The sequence below is a fragment of the Sphingobium sp. TCM1 genome (assembly GCF_001650725.1).
Classification (GTDB): domain Bacteria; phylum Pseudomonadota; class Alphaproteobacteria; order Sphingomonadales; family Sphingomonadaceae; genus Sphingobium.
In genome coordinates this window covers 14270-32501 of the sequence record NZ_LXVX01000020.1, presented here as the reverse complement: position 1 = coordinate 32501, position 18232 = coordinate 14270, and the positions used below count along the sequence as shown (strand labels likewise).

The 18232-nt window shown below is 64.4% G+C and carries 17 protein-coding genes and 2 pseudogenes; 8 read left to right on the top strand and 11 right to left on the bottom strand.

The features are described from left to right. Window positions 1–138 precede the first annotated feature (138 nt). Window positions 139–801, top strand: coding sequence for a putative 2OG-Fe(II) oxygenase (locus A7Q26_RS14870; RefSeq protein WP_066861178.1), 663 nt, complete (start codon window positions 139–141; stop codon window positions 799–801). A gap of 615 nt (window positions 802–1416) precedes the next feature. Here the strand turns inward: A7Q26_RS14870 and A7Q26_RS14865 are convergent. Together A7Q26_RS14865 and A7Q26_RS14860 are read right to left on the bottom strand one after the other, a co-directional pair. Then, window positions 1417–3165, bottom strand: a complete 1749-nt coding sequence (locus A7Q26_RS14865; protein ID WP_066861175.1) for a hypothetical protein — start codon at window positions 3163–3165, stop codon at window positions 1417–1419. After that, window positions 3162–3410, bottom strand: coding sequence for a hypothetical protein (locus A7Q26_RS14860; protein WP_066861172.1), 249 nt, complete (start codon window positions 3408–3410; stop codon window positions 3162–3164). Before A7Q26_RS14860 ends, A7Q26_RS14865 begins: the two co-directional genes overlap by 4 nt. Before the next feature lie 105 nt (window positions 3411–3515). Between A7Q26_RS14860 and A7Q26_RS14855 the strand changes: the two genes are divergently transcribed. Then, window positions 3516–3926 carry a hypothetical protein gene (locus tag A7Q26_RS14855; RefSeq protein ID WP_066861169.1) on the top strand — a complete coding sequence of 137 codons (411 nt, stop codon included), beginning with the start codon at window positions 3516–3518 and terminating at the stop codon, window positions 3924–3926. Window positions 3927–3987: 61 nt separating this feature from the next. On the opposite strand, the gene A7Q26_RS14850 is transcribed toward A7Q26_RS14855, so the two are convergent. The 4 genes from A7Q26_RS14850 to A7Q26_RS14835 are packed head-to-tail and all read right to left on the bottom strand — an operon-like array spanning window position 3988 to window position 6588. Then, window positions 3988–4608, bottom strand: a complete 621-nt coding sequence (locus tag A7Q26_RS14850) for a MotE family protein (RefSeq protein ID WP_232313811.1) — start codon at window positions 4606–4608, stop codon at window positions 3988–3990. After that, window positions 4605–5072 carry a hypothetical protein gene (locus tag A7Q26_RS14845; protein ID WP_066861166.1) on the bottom strand — a complete coding sequence of 156 codons (468 nt, stop codon included), beginning with the start codon at window positions 5070–5072 and terminating at the stop codon, window positions 4605–4607. The genes A7Q26_RS14850 and A7Q26_RS14845 overlap by 4 nt, the downstream gene beginning before the upstream one ends. Beyond that, window positions 5069–6088 (bottom strand): flagellar motor switch protein FliM, encoded by a 1020-nt coding sequence (gene fliM / locus A7Q26_RS14840; protein ID WP_066861163.1) that lies wholly within the window; start codon window positions 6086–6088, stop codon window positions 5069–5071. The genes A7Q26_RS14845 and fliM overlap by 4 nt, the downstream gene beginning before the upstream one ends. Next, complete coding sequence (locus A7Q26_RS14835) at window positions 6085–6588, bottom strand: flagellar basal body-associated FliL family protein (protein ID WP_066861301.1); 504 nt, start codon at window positions 6586–6588, stop codon at window positions 6085–6087. Before A7Q26_RS14835 ends, fliM begins: the two co-directional genes overlap by 4 nt. A 145-nt stretch (window positions 6589–6733) precedes the next feature. Here A7Q26_RS14835 and A7Q26_RS14830 point away from each other — a divergent pair, with 145 nt between their 5' ends. From A7Q26_RS14830 to A7Q26_RS14805, 6 genes are all read left to right on the top strand, one after another. Continuing rightward, window positions 6734–7477, top strand: coding sequence for a flagellar hook-basal body protein (locus A7Q26_RS14830; RefSeq protein WP_066861161.1), 744 nt, complete (start codon window positions 6734–6736; stop codon window positions 7475–7477). A 36-nt stretch (window positions 7478–7513) separates the two neighbouring features. Continuing rightward, window positions 7514–8299 (top strand): flagellar basal-body rod protein FlgG, encoded by a 786-nt coding sequence (flgG, locus tag A7Q26_RS14825; RefSeq protein WP_066861158.1) that lies wholly within the window; start codon window positions 7514–7516, stop codon window positions 8297–8299. Beyond that, window positions 8299–8730, top strand: coding sequence for a flagellar basal body P-ring formation chaperone FlgA (gene flgA / locus A7Q26_RS14820; RefSeq protein WP_066861155.1), 432 nt, complete (start codon window positions 8299–8301; stop codon window positions 8728–8730). The genes flgG and flgA overlap by 1 nt, the downstream gene beginning before the upstream one ends. A gap of 14 nt (window positions 8731–8744) precedes the next feature. After that, window positions 8745–9503: a flagellar basal body L-ring protein FlgH gene (gene flgH / locus A7Q26_RS14815; RefSeq protein WP_066861152.1), complete on the top strand. Its 759-nt coding sequence runs from the start codon at window positions 8745–8747 to the stop codon at window positions 9501–9503. 241 nt (window positions 9504–9744) lie between these two features. Further along, on the top strand, window positions 9745–10584 hold the full coding sequence (locus A7Q26_RS14810; protein WP_066861149.1) for a flagellin: 840 nt from the start codon (window positions 9745–9747) through the stop codon (window positions 10582–10584). A gap of 180 nt (window positions 10585–10764) precedes the next feature. Further along, window positions 10765–12612, top strand: coding sequence for a HAMP domain-containing methyl-accepting chemotaxis protein (locus tag A7Q26_RS14805; protein ID WP_232313810.1), 1848 nt, complete (start codon window positions 10765–10767; stop codon window positions 12610–12612). 462 nt (window positions 12613–13074) lie between these two features. Here A7Q26_RS14805 and A7Q26_RS25640 read toward each other — a convergent pair. The 5 genes and pseudogenes from A7Q26_RS25640 to A7Q26_RS14785 all read right to left on the bottom strand — a co-directional run. Then, window positions 13075–13296, bottom strand: a pseudogene (locus A7Q26_RS25640) (IS66 family transposase); the annotation flags it as partial. Then, window positions 13288–13544: pseudogene (locus A7Q26_RS24670) on the bottom strand (tyrosine-type recombinase/integrase); the annotation flags it as partial. The pseudogenes A7Q26_RS24670 and A7Q26_RS25640, both read right to left, overlap by 9 nt. 285 nt (window positions 13545–13829) lie before the next feature. Further along, entirely contained in the window at window positions 13830–15941 is a 2112-nt protein-coding gene (locus A7Q26_RS14795; RefSeq protein ID WP_066861143.1) for a TonB-dependent siderophore receptor, read from the bottom strand. 103 nt (window positions 15942–16044) lie between these two features. After that, window positions 16045–16362: a DUF3325 family protein gene (locus tag A7Q26_RS14790; RefSeq protein WP_066861141.1), complete on the bottom strand. Its 318-nt coding sequence runs from the start codon at window positions 16360–16362 to the stop codon at window positions 16045–16047. Then, window positions 16352–18205, bottom strand: coding sequence for a PepSY-associated TM helix domain-containing protein (locus A7Q26_RS14785; protein WP_198162950.1), 1854 nt, complete (start codon window positions 18203–18205; stop codon window positions 16352–16354). The genes A7Q26_RS14790 and A7Q26_RS14785 overlap by 11 nt, the downstream gene beginning before the upstream one ends. Window positions 18206–18232: the final 27 nt, after the last annotated feature.

Genomic DNA, 18232 nt, shown 5'->3' with positions numbered 1-18232 from the left:
CTGTCCTGAGCGGTTTGGGATATGATTGCATCCTCCACCGCTTTCAGTTTCATTAGCCCCGATCCATGTAGCAGGAAACAATTTCGCCTGATTGGATATCGCTACAGCTTGGCCGGAACTATTTAGTGTTGAGGCTTTATGTCCGCTGACCATGACCTGCAACTCGTCGCTCCCTTCAGCCCCACCCTCATGAAAGCGACAATACCACCCGACCTCATCGCCGCCCTGAATACGCACGCCGACGCGATCACGTCTTCAAGGGAGCAGGTCGAGGCTCGGGACTGGTCGCGACATCTTGCAGGTGTGGTCAGCCAAGAAATCAACGTCACGGACCTGATACGCGCGACACCAGCCTTTTCTGACTTTCTTTTCGATATCGCCCGGGTCTACGCCTATCGTTGCGAGAATGCGTTGCTGCATTTCACCGATTATGATTCGACCGATGAACTGCGTGACACGACGCTGCGCATCGAGATCAAGGAAGGGTGGATCAATGACATGTTGGCCGGCGATTACAACCCGGTCCATTTCCACCAGGGCTGCCATTTCAGCAGCGTCGGCTTTCTTGCTCTGCCACCCGATTTTGAGGCAGAGTTCGCCTTGGGGAAGGCGCGGCAAAATACGGCGGGATGCCTCCAGTTCATCGACAGCCGCAGTGCGGTCGGCGTGAAAAATCTGTTCACGATCAAACCGGCAATTGGTGACTTCTACCTCTGGCCATCCTGGATGCTGCATTGCGTCTATCCATTCAAAAGCGCCGGTATTCGACGCTCGATCGCAATCAATCTGGCTTTGAAATAGGAATGGCATAGCTGTAGCGCCGCCAAGTCATCTCCCCCGGCACGATCGCGGACATACTCCTGCATTCGACCCGTGGCGACCATGCCCGCCCCACCCCCGCGAAATCGCGGAAAGTAGAAATCAGGGCGTCCCGCATCGACGACGAGATCGTAGGCAGTTGCCAATATGCCCGCGGGCGGCGCAAGAACGACGCACTGCCTACCGCCTCCTCCAGCTCGCCTGGCCGCCGCCTGAGCATTTCCTATGAGGGCGCGACGATGATCTCGCTCGCCATTGCCAAGGAGGCAAGCAATCTGTCGGCTGTCGAGGCCGGTGCCCGCGTCGCGGACGGCGGTGACATCATCGTCAACGCGCTTCCAATGTAGGATTTTCTCTGGTTTATCCTGTTCGATGAACCAGCCGCTCCCTGCCCACACCCCTCGTCTGCAAGGTGCGTCGCCGGCGCGTGATCGGCGCGTCGGGGGCGCGTGGGTGACGCGCCGCCGTGACCCGACAGGCGCGTCGGTGACGCCTCGGGGGCGCCTGGCAGGCGCGTCGCGAGCGCTTTACGGCCGCTTCGGCCAAAAAATGCGCGACGACAGTGTGAACTTCGGCGGTGACGCGTCGCCGGTCGGCTTACCCCTTGCCCGGCGCGTGGTCGAGCAGCGTGGCCATGTCGCCGGCGGGGCTCGCGCCCGGCATGGCGGCCATGGCGCGGGCCAGCGTGTCGCCGTCGGCCGATCCGGGCGCGCCGGTCAGCAGATCGAATACGGCTGCGGTCCTCAAGCCGACGAAGCTGGCACGGTAGCGGCTGCGCAGCGTCGTAAGCGCATCCTCCCGCCCCAGCATGGCAAGCGCGATGGCGTGGCGCAGCACCAGGGTCTGGTCGATATCGCCAAACGATCCGGCGCCGGGCAGCGCGTCCGCCGTTTCGTCCGCCAGCCCGCGCCAGTCGCGCTGCTGCCACAATATTTCGGCCCTCAGCGCCGATGCGCCGGGCACATCCTGCAACACCGCCAGTGCCTCGGGCACGCGGCCGATCCGGGCCAGCGCCACCGCCTCCACCCGCTTGCGGGCATGGACCATGGCATCGGGGAAGCTCGGATCAGCGGACCGCTTGAGCAGGTCGAGCGCCCGGTCGGGCCGCCCGGCCAGGATATGCAGCCCGGCGACCCGCGCCGACAGGGGACCGCGCGCCAGGTCGCCAGCACGGTGGAACAGCTGATAGTCCAGCAGGTCCGCCGCCCGGCCATAAATGCCCGCCGCCTGCAAGCGTTCGGCCAGGCGGCTGACCAGCAGGTCGCCTCCCGCACCGCTGGGGGACAGGTCGCGATAATCCCAATACAGCCCCGCCGCCTGCTCCAGCGGCAATTTGCGCGCCGGGTCGAGCGCATCGGCCAGCTTCGCCTGGAGGCCGGGCAGAAAATCCGCGCCCTGTTTCGCACCGTCGAAGTAGCGGAACAGCGTCGCCCCCGCCGACAGCGCGCCGCGCAGGTCGCCGCGATCCGCGCTCAGCCGGTAGCTCAGGCGCAGCGCGCGTTCCTCGATCGCGTCGCCGCGCCAGGCATAGCGCAGCGCCGCCAGCCGCTTGAGCGCGCCGGTATGGTCCAGCGCGCCGTTCGCGACCTCCGCCTCGATCTCGCTGAGGCGCGCGTCCATGCGCAGCGCCATCCCGCCCGACTGCTCGACGCGGGCGAAGCGCAACCGCGCCTGGTCCGGTCGGCCCAGCGCCAGCTCGGCCCGGCCGCGATAGAGATTGGCGGCCGGATCGCGGTCCGGCACGCCCATCAGCCAGCGCAGCGCGTCGGCGGGCCGGCCCGCCTCCACCGCCGCGCGCGCCGCGGCCAGCGCGAACAGCTTGCGCCGCGGACCGGCAAGGGCCGGGGCCGCGCAGCGCATCTGCCCCAATGCCTGCTCGGCAAGGCCGTCCAGCGCCAGCGCCCGCATCCGCCAAAGGCAGGCTTCGGCATTGTCGGCCAGCGTCGCGCCCGACAACATCGTCGACGCGTCCTCGAACCGGCCGAGCTGGATCAGTGCCGCGCCGCGCGCCAGCCGCCAGGCATCGACCATGGCCAGGTCGGGGTCATCCTGGCGCATCACGTCCAGCACGCCCAGCGCCTCGGCCCCCCGCTCCTGCCCGATCAGGCTGCGCGCATAATCCCAGCGCACCTGCTGCCGGTCCGCAGCCCGCGCGGTGGCGAGGCTGCGCCAGGCGCCGTCCTGCTGGACGATGCGCCAGCCCGCGCCGTCGGTGATCGCGGGCTGCTGCGCGAGTTGCGCGGCGAATCCGGGCAGGCGGGCGGCGGGCAGGCTCGGCCTGGCGGGCGGGGGCAGATCCGCGCCCAAGAGCAGGGCGGTCGATCCGAGCAGCAGCAGGCGCTTCACGACAGTGCTCCCGGCATCGGCCCGAACCAGGCGAGGAGCGCGCCGCCGACCGCGCAGCCCAGCAGGAACAGGCCCGCCAGCAGCAGGAACCGGCCGCCGCCCGGCTTCGCGGCGGGTGCGGGCAGGCGCGGCGGATCGGCCACCGGCGCGGCCTCCACGCGGTCGCCGCGGCGCCGGGCCGGCTGCGGCGTCGCCGTGCCGGAAGAAAAGACCCGAACCTTGCCGGGCCGCTGATCGCTGCTCATCTGCACCTGCCTCAAGACATTTCCCTCTATTATAGAAGAAGTGGGGCGCCGGAGCGGTCGAAGGGCCGCAGAGAATCTGACGCGGCGCCCGAACCGGAGGTATTGATGATCCGTTCCGTTCTGGGCCCCAGCGCCCTGACCGTCAGCGCGCTGATGGCCGCGTTCGTCGCGGGCGCCTCTCCCGGCCATGCGCAGGAGGCGCAGGCCGACACCTTCGTCACCATGGAAGAAATCAGCGTCCCGATCATCGACGCCAGCCGGGTCGAGGGGGTGTTGCGCGTCTCCATCATCCTGCAGGCGCGCGACGCGGAGGGAGCGGCGGGCCTGGCACGGCGGATGCCGGAACTGCGCGCCGCCGGGCTGGGCGCGGCAATCGAATTCGCGCGGCTTCATGCCTCCCCCTTCACCCCGGTCGACGTCCGCAAGCTCTCCGCCCAGCTGACGCCCGCGCTGATCAGCGTGGATGCGGGGATCGCAAGGGTGCTGATCGTCAAGGTCTCCGCGCTGGCGGCCTGACGCCTTCATATTGAGAAACAAAAAGGCCGCTCTCCTTGTCGAGAGCGGCCTTTTGCCTTGTCTATTTCCCGGCGGCGGGCGGCGCGCGGCGCGAAGGCGCTGGCCCCCGCCCTGCCAGCGGGGGCCGCTGCTGGATCACCTTGCGCCCCGCCAGCGACATGGTGAGTTCCGCCGCCGCGTTGGGACTCATCGCCGCCATCAGCAGCGCGGTCGATCGTTCCCGCATCCGCCGGGCCACCTGCGTCTGCACCTCCAGGTCCAGCTTCTCGAAGATCGGCGCGGCGCGGGCGGGCTTCATCGTCTGGTAGATGCGGGCCAGATCGTCATAGGGCTGGCTGGGCGGAGTTGCCGCCCCCGCCTGCGCGCCCGCGGCGTCGGCCTGCTCCTGCCGCGCCCGCATCTCCGCCGCCAGCCGCGCCTCGCCGGCCTTGGCCGCCTGCTCCCGCATGTCCAGCTTGCGCTTTTCCGCCGCCAGCGCGCGATCGCGTTGCGTCATGCTGTCCTGGAGCGATACGCCGAGCCGCGTCGCGACCTCGCCATCCGCCCCCAGCGGCGCGGCGAGCGCCAGGGCGTTGGCGATGACCCCCACCCCCGCCGCGCCGAGCAGCAAGGTGGACGGCCGGAGCGCAAATTGCAGCAGGCCATTCCCCTGGGGCGGCGCTACCGTCCGGATCGCCATCATGCGTGCCCCGCAACGCGCGTATCCGCCGTCACCGATGGCAAGAGGACGAGATTGGTGGGCTGCTTCCCCTTGCCGGACGTGGTGCGCGACCGCGCCTTGCGCGATCCCTGACGCCGGGCCGGCTTGGCAGGTTCAGCCGCCTTTGCTTCATTCTGCGCGGCTACGGCCTCCAATATCCGTTCGGCCACGGCATTGCCGATCCCGACCATCACCGACAATTCGTCGCGCAACGCTTCGCTGCTGGCAGCCGCGCGGCTCTGCGCCACCACCTCGGTGGCGAGCATCATCTTCAGTTCACCCAGCACCGCCCTGGCCTGCCCGGTCGCTCGCTCAAGCTGCGCCACGCTGTCATGAAGCGCGGAGGAACGCAGTTCGCGCACGCTCCTGCTCAGGCGCAAAGTCTGTACGATCACGGCCATGCACAGCAGCATCAGGATCGCATTGCTGAAAGTCGCGAGGCTCATCTGGGAAATCCTTTCGAGATGTCGGTTGCCATGCGGATGGCGATATTTTGGGAACGCTGGCCGATATGCGCCTGGCCGAGCGGCACGCCGCCGCACTGGACCTGAAGCGCATCGTCCGGGCTGCGGTTAAGGGCGATGGTCTGCCCGACCTTGAGGCCCGTCACTTCGCGCAGCGGCATCTGCTTTTCGCCCAGCACCACGTCGACGGTCACGGCGGTGCTGGTGAGTTCGCTTGCCATATGCGCCTCCCACATGCGGTCGCGGCCGAGCTTTTCGCCCATGAAACGTTGCAGCAGCTTGGCGCGCACCGGCTCCAGCGTGGCATAGGGCAGGAGGATGCTGAACTTGCCGCCGCGTCCCTCCATATCGACGCGGAAGGTCGCGACCGCAGTGATGTTGCTGGGGCCGGCGATGGCGGCGAAGCGTGGGCTGGCCTCGATCCGCTCCAGCGCCATCGTCACCGGCTCGACGGCCTCGAAGGAGGAGGACAGCTCCTCCAGCGCCAGTTCGACCATCTTCCAGACCAGTTGGGTTTCGATGGTGGTGAAGGCGCGCCCTTCGACCCGCATCGGCGCGTTGCCGCGACGGCCGCCGAGCAAGGCATCCACCACCGCGTAGATCAGGCCGCTGTTGACCGTTACGACACCGAAATTCTCCCACTCTCGCACCTTGAACACGCCGAACATGGCGGGCAGGGCGACGTGGTTCATGAACTCGCCGAACCGCGTCGAGGTGATCTCTTCCAAGCTGACGTCGATCGCGTCGGAGGTAAGGTTGCGCATCGAGGTGGCAAAGGTGCGGACCATGCGTTCGCACACGACCTCCAGCATCGGCAGCCGTTCATAGCTGATGACGTTGGATTCGATGACCGCTTTCAGGCCGCTCTTGGGCTGTTGCGGCACGGCGTCGCAGAAGCCGAAAAGCGCGTCGATGCCCGCCTGGTCGAATGTGTCGCCTTCGCCCGGCACCATCTTGGGTGGGTCGGGAAGGACGAAATCGTCGAAATCGTCGCTCATTGCTGCACCAGATCCTGGATCAGGACGTCGCGCACGGTACCCGCGCCCAGCGCTTGGGTCGCGCGGGCCATCATCTCTTCCTTGATGCGGAACACCGCCGCGGAGCCGGCCAGATCGTCCGGGCGCAGCTCCCGCAAAAAGGGTTGCAGCGCATCCAGCACCACGGGCAGACGCTCCTTGATGCTCTCCACCTTACCCGCATCGGCAGCGACCAGGATGAAACGCAGCTTCAGGAAGCGCGCCTGCCCATCGCCGCTGCGGAGATTCACGATGATCGGCTGCACTTCTATATAGGATGCGCCATCGGCTTCCGCCGATGCAGCGGGCGCCTCAACTGCCCGCTCGCCATCCTGGTCGCGCAGCATCCACCAGGCGCCACCGCCCGCCAGCGCCAGCAGCAACGCCGCGCCCGCCCCGATGATAAGCAGTTTCTTGCGGTTTTTCGGCTCTTCCTTGCGCACCTCTATCGGCGTCACGTCAATGATCGCATCACTCGCCACTTTCATTCCCCTTGAAGCGCGGGCCGGACCATCGATTATCGCTGTCCGCGTCCGCTTTGGCGTTCACGCCTCTATTATAGGAGGGACGCACGGCAATTTCTGCCTAGCGGCAATTATCGTCATCTTTTTGAACAAGGTGCCCGGAATGGACGTTTCCTCCTTCGTTCTGCTTAGCCATGAGCAGGCCCTGCGCCGGCAGATGGACATTACGGCGAACAATATCGCCAACGCCAATACGGTCGGCTTCAAGCGCGAACAGGCGCTGTTCCACGAATATGTGGAGGAGGTGAAGCAGGCCCCTATCGAGGATGCCCGCAAAACCAGTTTCGTGCTGGATTTCGGCGCCATCCACGACACCAAGCAGGGCAGCTTCCAGGCGACCGGCAACCCGCTGGACGTGATGATCGAGGGGCCGGGCTATCTGAACGTCGAAAGCGCCGACGGCACCACCGCCTATACGCGGGCCGGCTTCGTCAAGATGCTGGAGAATGGCGACCTGGCGACTTCGGGCGGGCAAAGGCTGCTCGACGAGAATGGCCGTCCCATCAACGTGCCGTCGGACCAGATGCGTAACGTCACCATCGCACAGGACGGGTCGGTGATGGCTGGCGACAATCCGGTCGGACGCCTGGCCGTCACGAGCTTTGCCGACGAAAACATGCTCGATGTGCGGGGCGACGGGATGCTGAGCGGCACCGGCGGTCGACTGATGACCGCCGCCCAGACGAAGCTGCGCAGCGGCGGTGTCGAAGCCTCCAATGTCGAGCCCATCGTCGAGACGACGAACATGGTCGACATCCTGCGCGCCTACCAGACCAGCCAGCGCATGAGCGAGGACATGGCCGACATGCGCCAGCAGGCCATAAACCGCCTCGGCCGGATTAACTGACCCTAACCCCCTACCATTTTCCGCAAAGGAGTTTTCATGCGTTCGCTTTCCATCGCATCCACCGGCATGTTGGCCCAACAGACCAATGTCGACGTCATTTCCAACAATATCGCCAATATGAACACCACGGCCTTCAAACGACAGCGGGCCGAGTTCCAGGATCTTCTCTACCAGCAGGTGGCGCGCCCAGGAGCGGCGACCAGCGCGGACGGGACCAAGGTGCCTTCCGGCATCCAGATCGGCGCGGGCGTGCGCACCGGCGGCGTCTATCGCATCACCGAACAGGGCGCGCTGACCAACACCGGCAACCGCTACGACATGGCGATCGACGGCCCGGGCTATTTCCAGATCATGATGCCGTCCGGCGACATGGCCTATACCCGCGCCGGCTCATTCCAGCTGTCCGACCAGGGCGAACTGGTGACGAGCGAGGGCTATCGCGTGCAGCCCGACATCACCATCCCGCAAGGGGCGCTGGACGTAATCGTGTCCAAGACCGGCGAGGTGCAGGTCAAGATCGCCGGGCAGACCGAATTGCAGACCGTGGGTCAGCTCGAACTGGCGACCTTCATCAATGAAGCGGGACTGGAAGCGGTCGGGTCCAATCTGTTCCTCGAAACCGGCGCATCCGGACAGCCCACCGTGTCGACGCCCGGCGAGCCGTCCTTCGGCACGCTGACCCAGGGGTTTGTCGAAGCCTCCAACGTCAATCCGGTGTCGGAGATCACTTCTCTCATTACCGCACAGCGCGCCTATGAGATGAACAGCCGCGTGGTGAAAGCGGCCGACGAAATGCTTGCCACCTCGACGCAGCTGCGCTGATGATCGCGCATCTCGTCCTGCTCGCGACAGCGGCACTCGCGCCCTTAACCACGGTCGATACGCCCGTCCTCGCCCGGACGGTCGAAAAGGGAGAAAGGCTGGGCGCAGCGGACTTCACCAGCGCCCCCCTGCCACCCGCGGCGGCGCGCGGCGCCACGCCGTCCCAAGAAGCCGCCGGGCAGGAGGCAACACGTCGCCTGTCCGCCGGCAGCCCGGTGCGCGCCAACGATATCGCCGCGCCACGCATCGTTCGACGGGGCGAGGCCGTGACGATTGCGCTGTCGTCGGGTGCGCTGCGTATCACCGCCGGCGGCCGTGCCTTGGGCGACGCCGCCCAAGGCGAGGCCGTGCGCGTTGTCAACCTCGGCACCAACCGGACGCTTGATGCAGTGGCCGACCGGCCCGGCCAGGTGCGCGTCATCCTGCCATGAGGGAGCCAGTTCCGATGAAATATCTCCTGCCCACCATCCTTGCCGCGTCGATGTTGTCGGGCTGCGGCGCGGTCGGCCGACTCAACAATGTCGGGAAACCGCCGCGCATGAGTGAAGCGGAGACGCCGGTCGCACCGCATATCATCCCTTCCATCGGCAACCAGGCGGCGGCGGGCCGCGCCGGGGCCAGCTCCCCGGCCGAGACTGCCCCGACGGGCGCATCGCTCTTCCGCACCGGCGCGGGGGCCTTTTTCCGCGACCAGCGTGCATCTCGCGTCGGCGACATCGTCACCATCCGGATCAATATCGCCGACAGCGCGAGCGTGGACAACAGCACGACACGGACCCGCACCGGCAGCGAAACCGGCGGCATCGCCGGGCTACTCGGGCTGGAGAGCCAGATCGGCAAGATCCTGCCCGGCAATCCCGATCCCGGCGCGCTGGTGGATACAAGTTCCGCTTCTAGCGCGATCGGTACGGGCAGGACGTCGCGCAACGAACAGATCAACATGACCATGGCGGCCTCCGTGGTCGATGTGTTGCCCAACGGCAATTTGCTGATCCGGGGGCGACAGGAGGTTCGCGTCAATTATGAGTTGCGCGAGTTGATCGTCACCGGAACCATCCGGCCCGAGGACATCGCCCGCGACAACAGCATCCGTCACAGCCAGATCGCCGAGGCGCGGATCAGCTATGGCGGTCGCGGCCAGTTGACCGATGCCCAGCAGGCGCGCTGGGGCCAGCAGATCTACGACGCGCTTTTTCCCTTCTGAGCCTCGCCCCACCTTCCCGCGTGCCAGCGCGGGAAACCTTGCCTGGGCCCGCATCCAGTGGATGCGGGCCTTTTCTTTCCCGCGCATGACTTCGAGAAATAAAAATCGCTGCGGGGAACGGCCGAACCAAATCCCTTCCTAGAATGAAGCATGACCCGCAGAAATTGGGTCATGCGGGTGGCAGCGCTCTCCTGCCACAGGCCGCAGAAGTCGGCCTTTTTATTCTAGAAGGAATGAAGAAATGGCGTTTTCGGTTAACACCAATGCTGGTGCAATGGCGGCTCTTCAGAGCCTGAACGCGACCAACAACAAGATGGATGTCACGCAAAGCCGTATCAACACCGGTCTGGCTGTCAGCTCGACCAAGGATGACTCGGCGAAATACACGATCGCACAGACTCTCCGGGGCGACCTGGGCGGCCTGAGCGCGGTGACCTCCTCGCTCAACAATGCGAAGAGCGTGACCGACACCGCGATCGCTGGTGCCGAACAGATTTCCGATCTTCTGAACCAGATGAAGTCGAAGGCCTATGAGGCGGCGGACGCCGGCCTCGACGCCGATAGCCGCACCGCTATCGACAAGGACTTCACCGCGCTGAAGGAACAGATCAGCACGATCATCGAATCGTCGGAATTCAACAACACCAACCTGCTCGACTCCGCCTTCACGGGCACGACCTCGGTCGCCGCCCTCCAGTCGCTGAAGGTCGCGACCGGTACCGACACGCTGGACGTCGCCAACCAGTCGTTCGACACGGCTGTCTATGACGTCATCGACGCGTCGGACGTCAGCAGCCAGGCCAACGCCGAAGCGATGGTCGCAACGATCGATACCGTGATCTCGACCGTCAACACCAGCCTGAGCGATCTCGGCGCGGCTTCGCGCAAGATCGAAGGTCAGCAGAGCTTCACCAGCAAGCTGTCCGATGTGGTGACCGCCGGTATCGGCAATCTCGTCGACGCCGACCTGGCGAAGGAATCGGCGAACCTTCAGGCCCTGCAGGTCCAGCAGCAGCTGGGCGTCCAGGCCCTGTCGATCGCCAACCAGGCGCCGCAGACGATCCTGTCGCTGTTCCGTTAAGGTCCAGCCGGCCCTTCCGCCCCCCAAGACAGAAGGGCCGATCGTCCGGGAGGCCGGGATGGTTCGCCATCCCGGCCTTTTTCGCGCCACTACCCCCTTGGGCAGCCTCTCTTCCGCCTCGCGCCGCTGATCGGATCCCGGCTGCGCACGACTGATCAACCATCTGGAAATGGAATGGATATGATTGCAATTCTCGATAATTGGCGGCTGCCCAAAAAGCTGCTCGCCGCCTTCTCACTTCTCGGCCTCCTCCTCTGCGTGGTCGGCTTCAACGGCTATTATTCGACCAAGGAACTCGACGCAGTCGCGCAGCGGCATCTCAGCCGCGGTGTGGCTGGCATGTCCGGCCTCACCGACATCATGGGCAATGTCAAGGAACAGCGGATCGTCGTCTATAGCTACTACAACGCGGTGGACGGGAAGGAAGAAGCCAACCTGCGCGAACGGCTCGACAAGGGCGCTGACAAGCTCGCCAAGTCCATCGAAGCCTACGCACAGGTTGCGGGCGACGATTTCAAGGCGGAAGTCGACTCGCTGCGTCAGAAGGTCGCCGACCTGAACCAGACCAACGAGGATATCTTCGCCCTGCGCACCGACGGGGATCTGGCCGGAGCCATGGCGCTCATAAAGGATGAGGGCAAGACGCGCTCGCGCGCGGTCATCGACCAGACCGAGAAGCTGATCGACATGTCGCGCGCACGATCCAGCAAGGCGGCCGAAGCAGGGTCGGCGACCGCTGCCTCCGCTATCATGCTGTCCGTTCTGCTAGCACTGGCGAGCCTGGCCGGCATCGCAGCAATCTGGTTCGTCATCAACCGCTCTGTCGCGCTGCCCATGTCGCGCATCGCGTCCGTCACAACCACCCTGGCCGAAGGTGGCAAGGCCGACATTCCCTATCGCGATCGCAAAGACGAGATCGGCGACATTGCCGGTGCGCTCGACCATTTCCGGGCGGCTGCCGAAGCCCGAGCGGAAGCCGACTCGCGCGCTGCAGCCGAACAGCGCATCGTAACCACGGCCCTTCGCGACAGCCTCTCGGCGATGACCGAGGGTGATCTGAGCCGCACGATCAACGCTGATTTCCCACCAGCCTATGCCGAACTCAAAACCAATTTCAATGCCGCGCTCGGCTCGCTACGCGAACTGATCGGAGCCGTCGCCGAAAGCGCTGTCGCCATCCGCACCGGATCGGGCGAAATCGCCCAGGCATCAGAGGATCTGGCGCGTCGCACCGAAAGCAATGCCGCGAGCTTGGAAGAAACGTCTGCGGCGATCACGCAGATGGACGGCCGGTTGCGCGCCACTGCAGCCGCTGCCAGCCGCACCGTACAGCGCGCTGACGGCGCCATGGCGGTGGTCGATTCGGGCCGCAGCATCGCCGACGAGGCAGTGCAAGCCATGGGCCGGGTCAGCGAAAGCGCCAAGGGTATCGACAGCGTGATCGAGGGCCTGGACAAGATCGCTTTCCAGACGCGCGTTCTGGCCATGAACGCCGCCGTCGAGGCGGGCCGTGCCGGCGATGCGGGTCGTGGCTTCGCGGTGGTGGCTGACCTCGTGTCCGCACTTGCCATGCGCTCCGAGGAAGAAGCAAAGCGTGCCCGTGAGCAGCTGACCGCAACCCAGACCGACATCGGCACCGCCGTCGGTGCAGTCCAAAAGGTCGACGGCGCGCTGCAGAATATCTCTGCCGATGTCTCCGAGGTCCATACGCTGCTGAGCGACATCGCTACCGACAACCAGGCTCAGTCCTCGACCATCACTCAGATCAGCGCCGCCATTGGAACGATGGATCAGGCCACGCAGCAAAATGCCGCTATGGTTGAGCAAACATCGGCCGCCGCACGCAACCTGAGCAGCGAGGTGACCGCACTGGCCGATCGCGCTTCCATGTTCAGCATCGGCGACAATCCGGGTCGCGCGGCCGCGTCCGCCAACCGCCCTGCCCCGGTCAGCTTCGCGCCTGCCGCAAACAGCGCGTCCAAGCCGCTGAGCGCGCGCGCCACCGCGGACGACTGGCTGGATTTCTGAGCCAGGAGATATCGGTGCATCCCACGGCTCCAGGATTTCCCCAGGTCCCTTCTAGAATAGGGCTTCGGACATATTCTGAAATTCGCGGGACGCACGCGAGGGTTAATCCGTCCTGGTCAGCGGTTCCTCCCCCTCCCCATGCCGCTGACCCCTGAACCTTGGCCCCCAGCATCAGCTGGGGGCTTTTTCATGACCTCCCGACGCGCAACTCATCCGCCCGCCTGTTGCCGATATTAAATGGGCAGCATTCCGCCAGGAAACAGCGGCGATCCGGCACAATCGCAAGTGCCTTGTGGCTTAGCGACACGATCTCTGTCTCCGCTGAGGGGCACGACATTGAATACCGAAGAAGAAACACAAGCAGGAAGAGATCATCGGCGGGCCGGGTGAAGTTAAGACTTTGCTCGCGAGGACCCTGCGTCCTCGTTCCGAACCCCGGCATTGCCGGAGACCCTCGACGACATCCCGGATATAGGTCCAGATCCGGCCCGTATCGGCCTTGGTCTTGGCGGCGAGGACATGGGCTTCGATCAGCAGATAGAGCGGCATGAGCGCGGCGGTGCTGGCGCCCACCTGATCGGCCAGGGTAGAAAGGCTCAGGGCCACGCCTTCCCGAGCATAGCGATCACGCTGGCGGTTGAGCGGCTGAAGCGCACCGAACTGCTCGAACAACAGCATTGCTAGGCCACGCTGCCTAATTTTTCGATCACATACGATGTCGCCGATCTTGATCTTCACCAGATCGCAACGACGAAGTTTGCTGTCGATGGCGAGGTCGAAAAGCGCCCGGTCGCGAATCCGGCCGTGCTGATCAAGGAAGAAACGGATCGCCCAAATCTGACGGGTTTCAATGCGCGCTTCGCGCCGACCTTGCGCCCTGAGTTCCACGACACTCGCTCGCGTTCGGCGCGATCAAACTCTGATAATCCCATGAAACATCTCCATTGGCCATGATAGCCAATAGAAAAAACGTCCAGCCAAACAGGAGGCAGAAGATCAGAAGCCCACTGCAAGAGACATAAAAGTTACCGAATTTTGATAAACCGGACTAACTTCCTTCTCGACTGCCTCGGGATGACGACCCCTTGCGACCATTCCGAGGCTATTTTTTGTTCATCACTTGCGGGCCTCCTGCTCGTCTTCGGCCTGAAAGAAAAGCCCCACAAGGCGGCCGCAATTACTGGCTCGGATGCGCTGTGGAAGCCATCTAACGCAGTTTATGGTGAAAATCGCCTATTAGCGCTGATCATGAACGTCCGCGGTTCGCCGGGCGTCGTCCGCGTCAGTGACGCTGTGGGAAAGTAGCGCGCATTGAAAATATTGCGCACATTTGCCTGTATCGACCAGTCGCCGATCGAATAGAATAGCGCGCCATCGACCAGCGTGTAGGCCTTGAGCGCGAAAGGCGCCGCCGCCCCCGTCACGGCCGACGCGGTGCTTGCCATCCGGCTTCCTTCATGGTGCAGCCCGAAGCCCGCGCCCAGATTGGCCAGCGGTCCATCCTGGATCGTGTAACGGCTCCAGAGATTGGCGATAACATGCGGAATGGAGCCGAGCCTGGAGCCGACCCGCAACCGGTTATCGGCGGTCACGATCGCATCGAGATAGGTGAACGCCCCCGTAAATTCGATACCTGGTGCGGGCAGCCATGCCACCTCTGCCTCCACGCCGCGAGTGCGCTGCTCACCGGTCAGCACATAGACGTTCGGCAGGACTGCATCTGCCGTCGCCACATTGGTGCGCGTCAGTTCGAACAGCGTGACCATGCCGGTCAGGCCGCCATCGGAGCGCGCCAGCTTCACCCCGCCCTCATAATTGACTCCGCGTTCGGGCGGCAATGGCGTGCCGTCGGCCGACTTGTAGGTGCCCTGAGGATTGAAGGATTTGGCATAGTTGATATAGAGCGAGGCCCAGTCGGTCAGCGTCAGCGTGGCCCCCGCGCGCGGGCTGAAAGCATTGTCTCTCACTTCCGGCGCGGGCGTACCGTTGCTGTTGGTGCGGCTGATCGCCTTGTCCCAGCGCCCGCCCAGCGTCACCGTCAGCGTCTTGCCCAGCTTGATGTGATCCTGCACATAGATGCCGCGCTGCTTGGACAGGATGGCGTAAATGGTCGAGGAAACCGACGGATTATGTGTGCTGACCGCGCCATAGACCGGATCGTAAAGGTCCAGCGAATAAGGCATGCTGGCGTCGTACAAATTGGTGTCATGCGCCGACCGGCGGCCATAGTCTACGCCGAGCAGCAGATAATGGTTGAGTGGCCCGGTGTCGAAGCGCGCGCTGGCGTTGGTATCGACCCGGAAATATTTGCCATGCTGATTATAGGGACCGTAAAAGGCCCGCGTCACCGTGCGACGATCGGCCGAAATGCCGGTGATGAACAGCCAGTTGTCCCAGCTATTGTGGAAATCCTGATAACGCAGCGACTGATGTACGGCGATGTTCTCGCCGACCTTATGATCGAACACATATCCGACATTCCAATAGTCGTTATTCTGGACAGCCGGATGTTCGCCATCGTTGATCGACAGCCTGCGGCTGATCGGGCCATTGGGATTGGGCAGCGCCGTGCCATAGGCCGTGGTCGGCGACCAGGGATTGATATGATCGTCGACATAGCGGCCCAGCAGCGTCAGTGTGGTGCTATCATCGGGTTTCCACGTCAGCGATGGCGCCAGAAAGATGCGGCGCTGGCCTGAATAGTGGACGAAGAAATCCTGATCGCGATACACGACCGGCAGGCGCGCCAGCAGCGTGCCCGATGCGTCGAGCGGCCCGTTGGCGTCGAGCGTGATCTCCTTGAAATCATAGGAGCCGCCAGCAATCCCCACATCGAGAAAGGCTTCCTGCTGCGGCCGCTTGCTGACCAGATTGACCATGCCCGAAATCGGCCCCTGACCGAACAGACCGGACGCCGGACCTTTGACAACCTCGACCTGTTCCAGCGCCGTCATCTCCGACGTGCCATAGCCCGTATCGTCGAGCAGCCCGTCCAAATAGGTAGCGCCGGTTGAAGCGTTGAAGCCGCGGATATTGAAGCCGTCGAAAAAGCCGTAATTATTGCTGCGGGACACGCCTGCGACATTCAACAGGGCATCGGCGATGCGGCGCACACCCTGCCCCTCCATCAACTCCTGCGGAATGACGGAAATGGTCTGACTATTTTCGAGCGGCGCTATGTCCGCCTTGGCCGCGACGGGCGCTTCAGACAGTTGTGCGGTCACCGTGATGGCGTCGCGGCTGGTCAATGGTACATCGTCGGCAGCGGCGGCCGATACGCTCGTCATCAAGGTCAAAAGGCTGACGGAAAAGGATAAATGGTTTTTCATGATCGCCCCTTCATATTTTGAGGGCCGTCTAATGTTGTTAATTATGGTTCGCAATAGCACATTTCATGATGTTTCGTGCCTGTTGCCGTCGGACACGAGATCATCAGGCGGACGCCATCGGCAAAGCGACGAAGAAACCCACGACCGCCAACGTAAAGGCGGCGCGCGACCGCCACGATAGCATCAGCACGAAAACAGCGCCCGCCACGCAGGTCTGGCCGATCCACGCTACCACGCCCTGCGGCCCGCCGAACCTCCAGAGGGAAAGGAGCAACGCGACAGCCAGCAACAACCACCCCGTCATGCGGGCCATGGTCGGCGAGGGCATGAACGCCAGCGGAGGGGTAGGCCGGTGTTTCTTTACCGACAGCGCCAAGCTGGCGAGCGCCGCATAGCTGATCAGACCCGGTTCAAGCGACATCGAGCAATTCCTTCGGGCGAAATTCGGCAGCGGCTGCCTTACGCTGTCGGCGTGGCGGAGCGACCCGCACCTGCCCGGCCCGCCATGACCCAAAGCCCAGCAGAGCGGCGATGGCCAGCATGGCACCATCAAAGGAAAGGAATAGCCAGTCCCCCGAAGCGATGCTCGTAAACAGCCCGCGATCCGTCATCACCATATTGACCAGCGGCAGGGCAGCGAAGGCGGCAGCGGACAGCGCCAGCGCCTCGACCCAGGCGCGCCGCACGGGTCGCAGCAGCGTCAGCGCGGCCAGCCCGAACCATGTCCAGAACATGGCCGACACCTCCAGCGCCGCTCGCCCTTCCAAACCCGCCGGGATCAGACGGTTAGCGAGCAGGAAAGCGGCTATGCCCGCGGGCAGGCAGGCGATGGTGGCGATGTTCAGCCGCTCAACCAGACGGAAGCCGAAAAAGCGGTCCGCGCCCGGCTTGCGGCGCTTGGCGGTCCACAGCAGCGATCCCGTGCCGACCATCGCCGTCCCGGTCAGCCCCAGCAGAAAATAGGTCCAGCGCAGCACTGGCCCGGCGAAATTGCCCAGATGCAAGCCCAGCATCACGCCCGCCGTCGTCAGCGCCGCGCCCGGCGGCGAGGACTGCGACAGCTTCGCCCCGGTCGCGCCAGAATAGGTGATGCTTTCCCCCCGGGCATTCAGCCGATCCGCACCACTGCGCAGGATCGTAACGGTCGCGGCGGCATCATTGGGATTGCGAATGACGATCGTGCGCGGCCGCCCACCCTGCCATTGGCGCGACGCGGCGTCGACCATCGGGCCAATCGGCATCAACGGGATCGCTTTGCCCAACGCCTTGTCATCGGCTTCTCTGCCATAGGCGTCAGCGTAGAAATCGGCAGGTTTGGCGTAGTTGGCCGCGATCGGCCATGGCATGTACATCACGAACAGGGCGATCAGCCCGGTGTAGGTAATCATCGCGTGGAACGGCAGCGCCAGTACGGCCGAGACATTATGCGCGTCGAGCCAGCTGCGCTGCCCCTTTTTCCAGCGCAGGGTGAAGAAATCGACGAAGATGCGCTTGTGCATGATCACGCCGGACAGGATCGCCGCCAGCATGAAAATGGCGCACAGCCCCGCAAGCCATCGCCCCCAAGGATGCGGCAGTTGCAGTTGAAAATGGAAGCGGTAGAAATGCTCGCCGCCCCGCGTAGCGCGCGCGTTCAGTGCCCCGCCGGTGGCCGGATCGAGCTTGATCTCGGCGCTGCGCTTTTTCGGTCCGTTTGCGGTAGGATCTGGCTTCGGCATCGCGAAGATGCGTGTTTCGGGCGTGCGATCGTCGGGCAGATAGATGAACCATTGCTGGTCGTCGGGCGACGTCGCCTGCATGTGGGCGACTGCGGTTTCCGCCGCCCGGCGCGGCGCGACCGGCGCCAGACGCAATTCGGGCTGCATCCATTGGGTGATCTCCGGCCGGAAATAGCTGGCGGTGCCGGTCAGGAACATGGCGAACAATATCCAGCCCGCCAGCAGACCCAGCCAGGTGTGAATCCACGCCATCGACTGGCGCAGACCCTTTTCGTCCGAAACGGCTTTGCTCATTGGCCGTATCCCCATCGCCATGACGATCCCGACGGACAGCAGCGCGCTGCCCCAGATGACCCGCGCGACCTTCCACAGACGCTGCTCATGAAAGGCCCACAGACCCAGCGAAGCGAAGATCGGAAAAGACAGGATCATACCCCAGAGCGTCGCTTCGACCCGTGCGATCGGCAGCAGGCGGCTGCCCAGCGAAGCAAGGCCTGCCGCCGCCGCATAGCCCCCAACCAGCGCCGTGACGCAGCGGGCCGTCATGCGCCAGGCGCAACGCGACGACAGCAA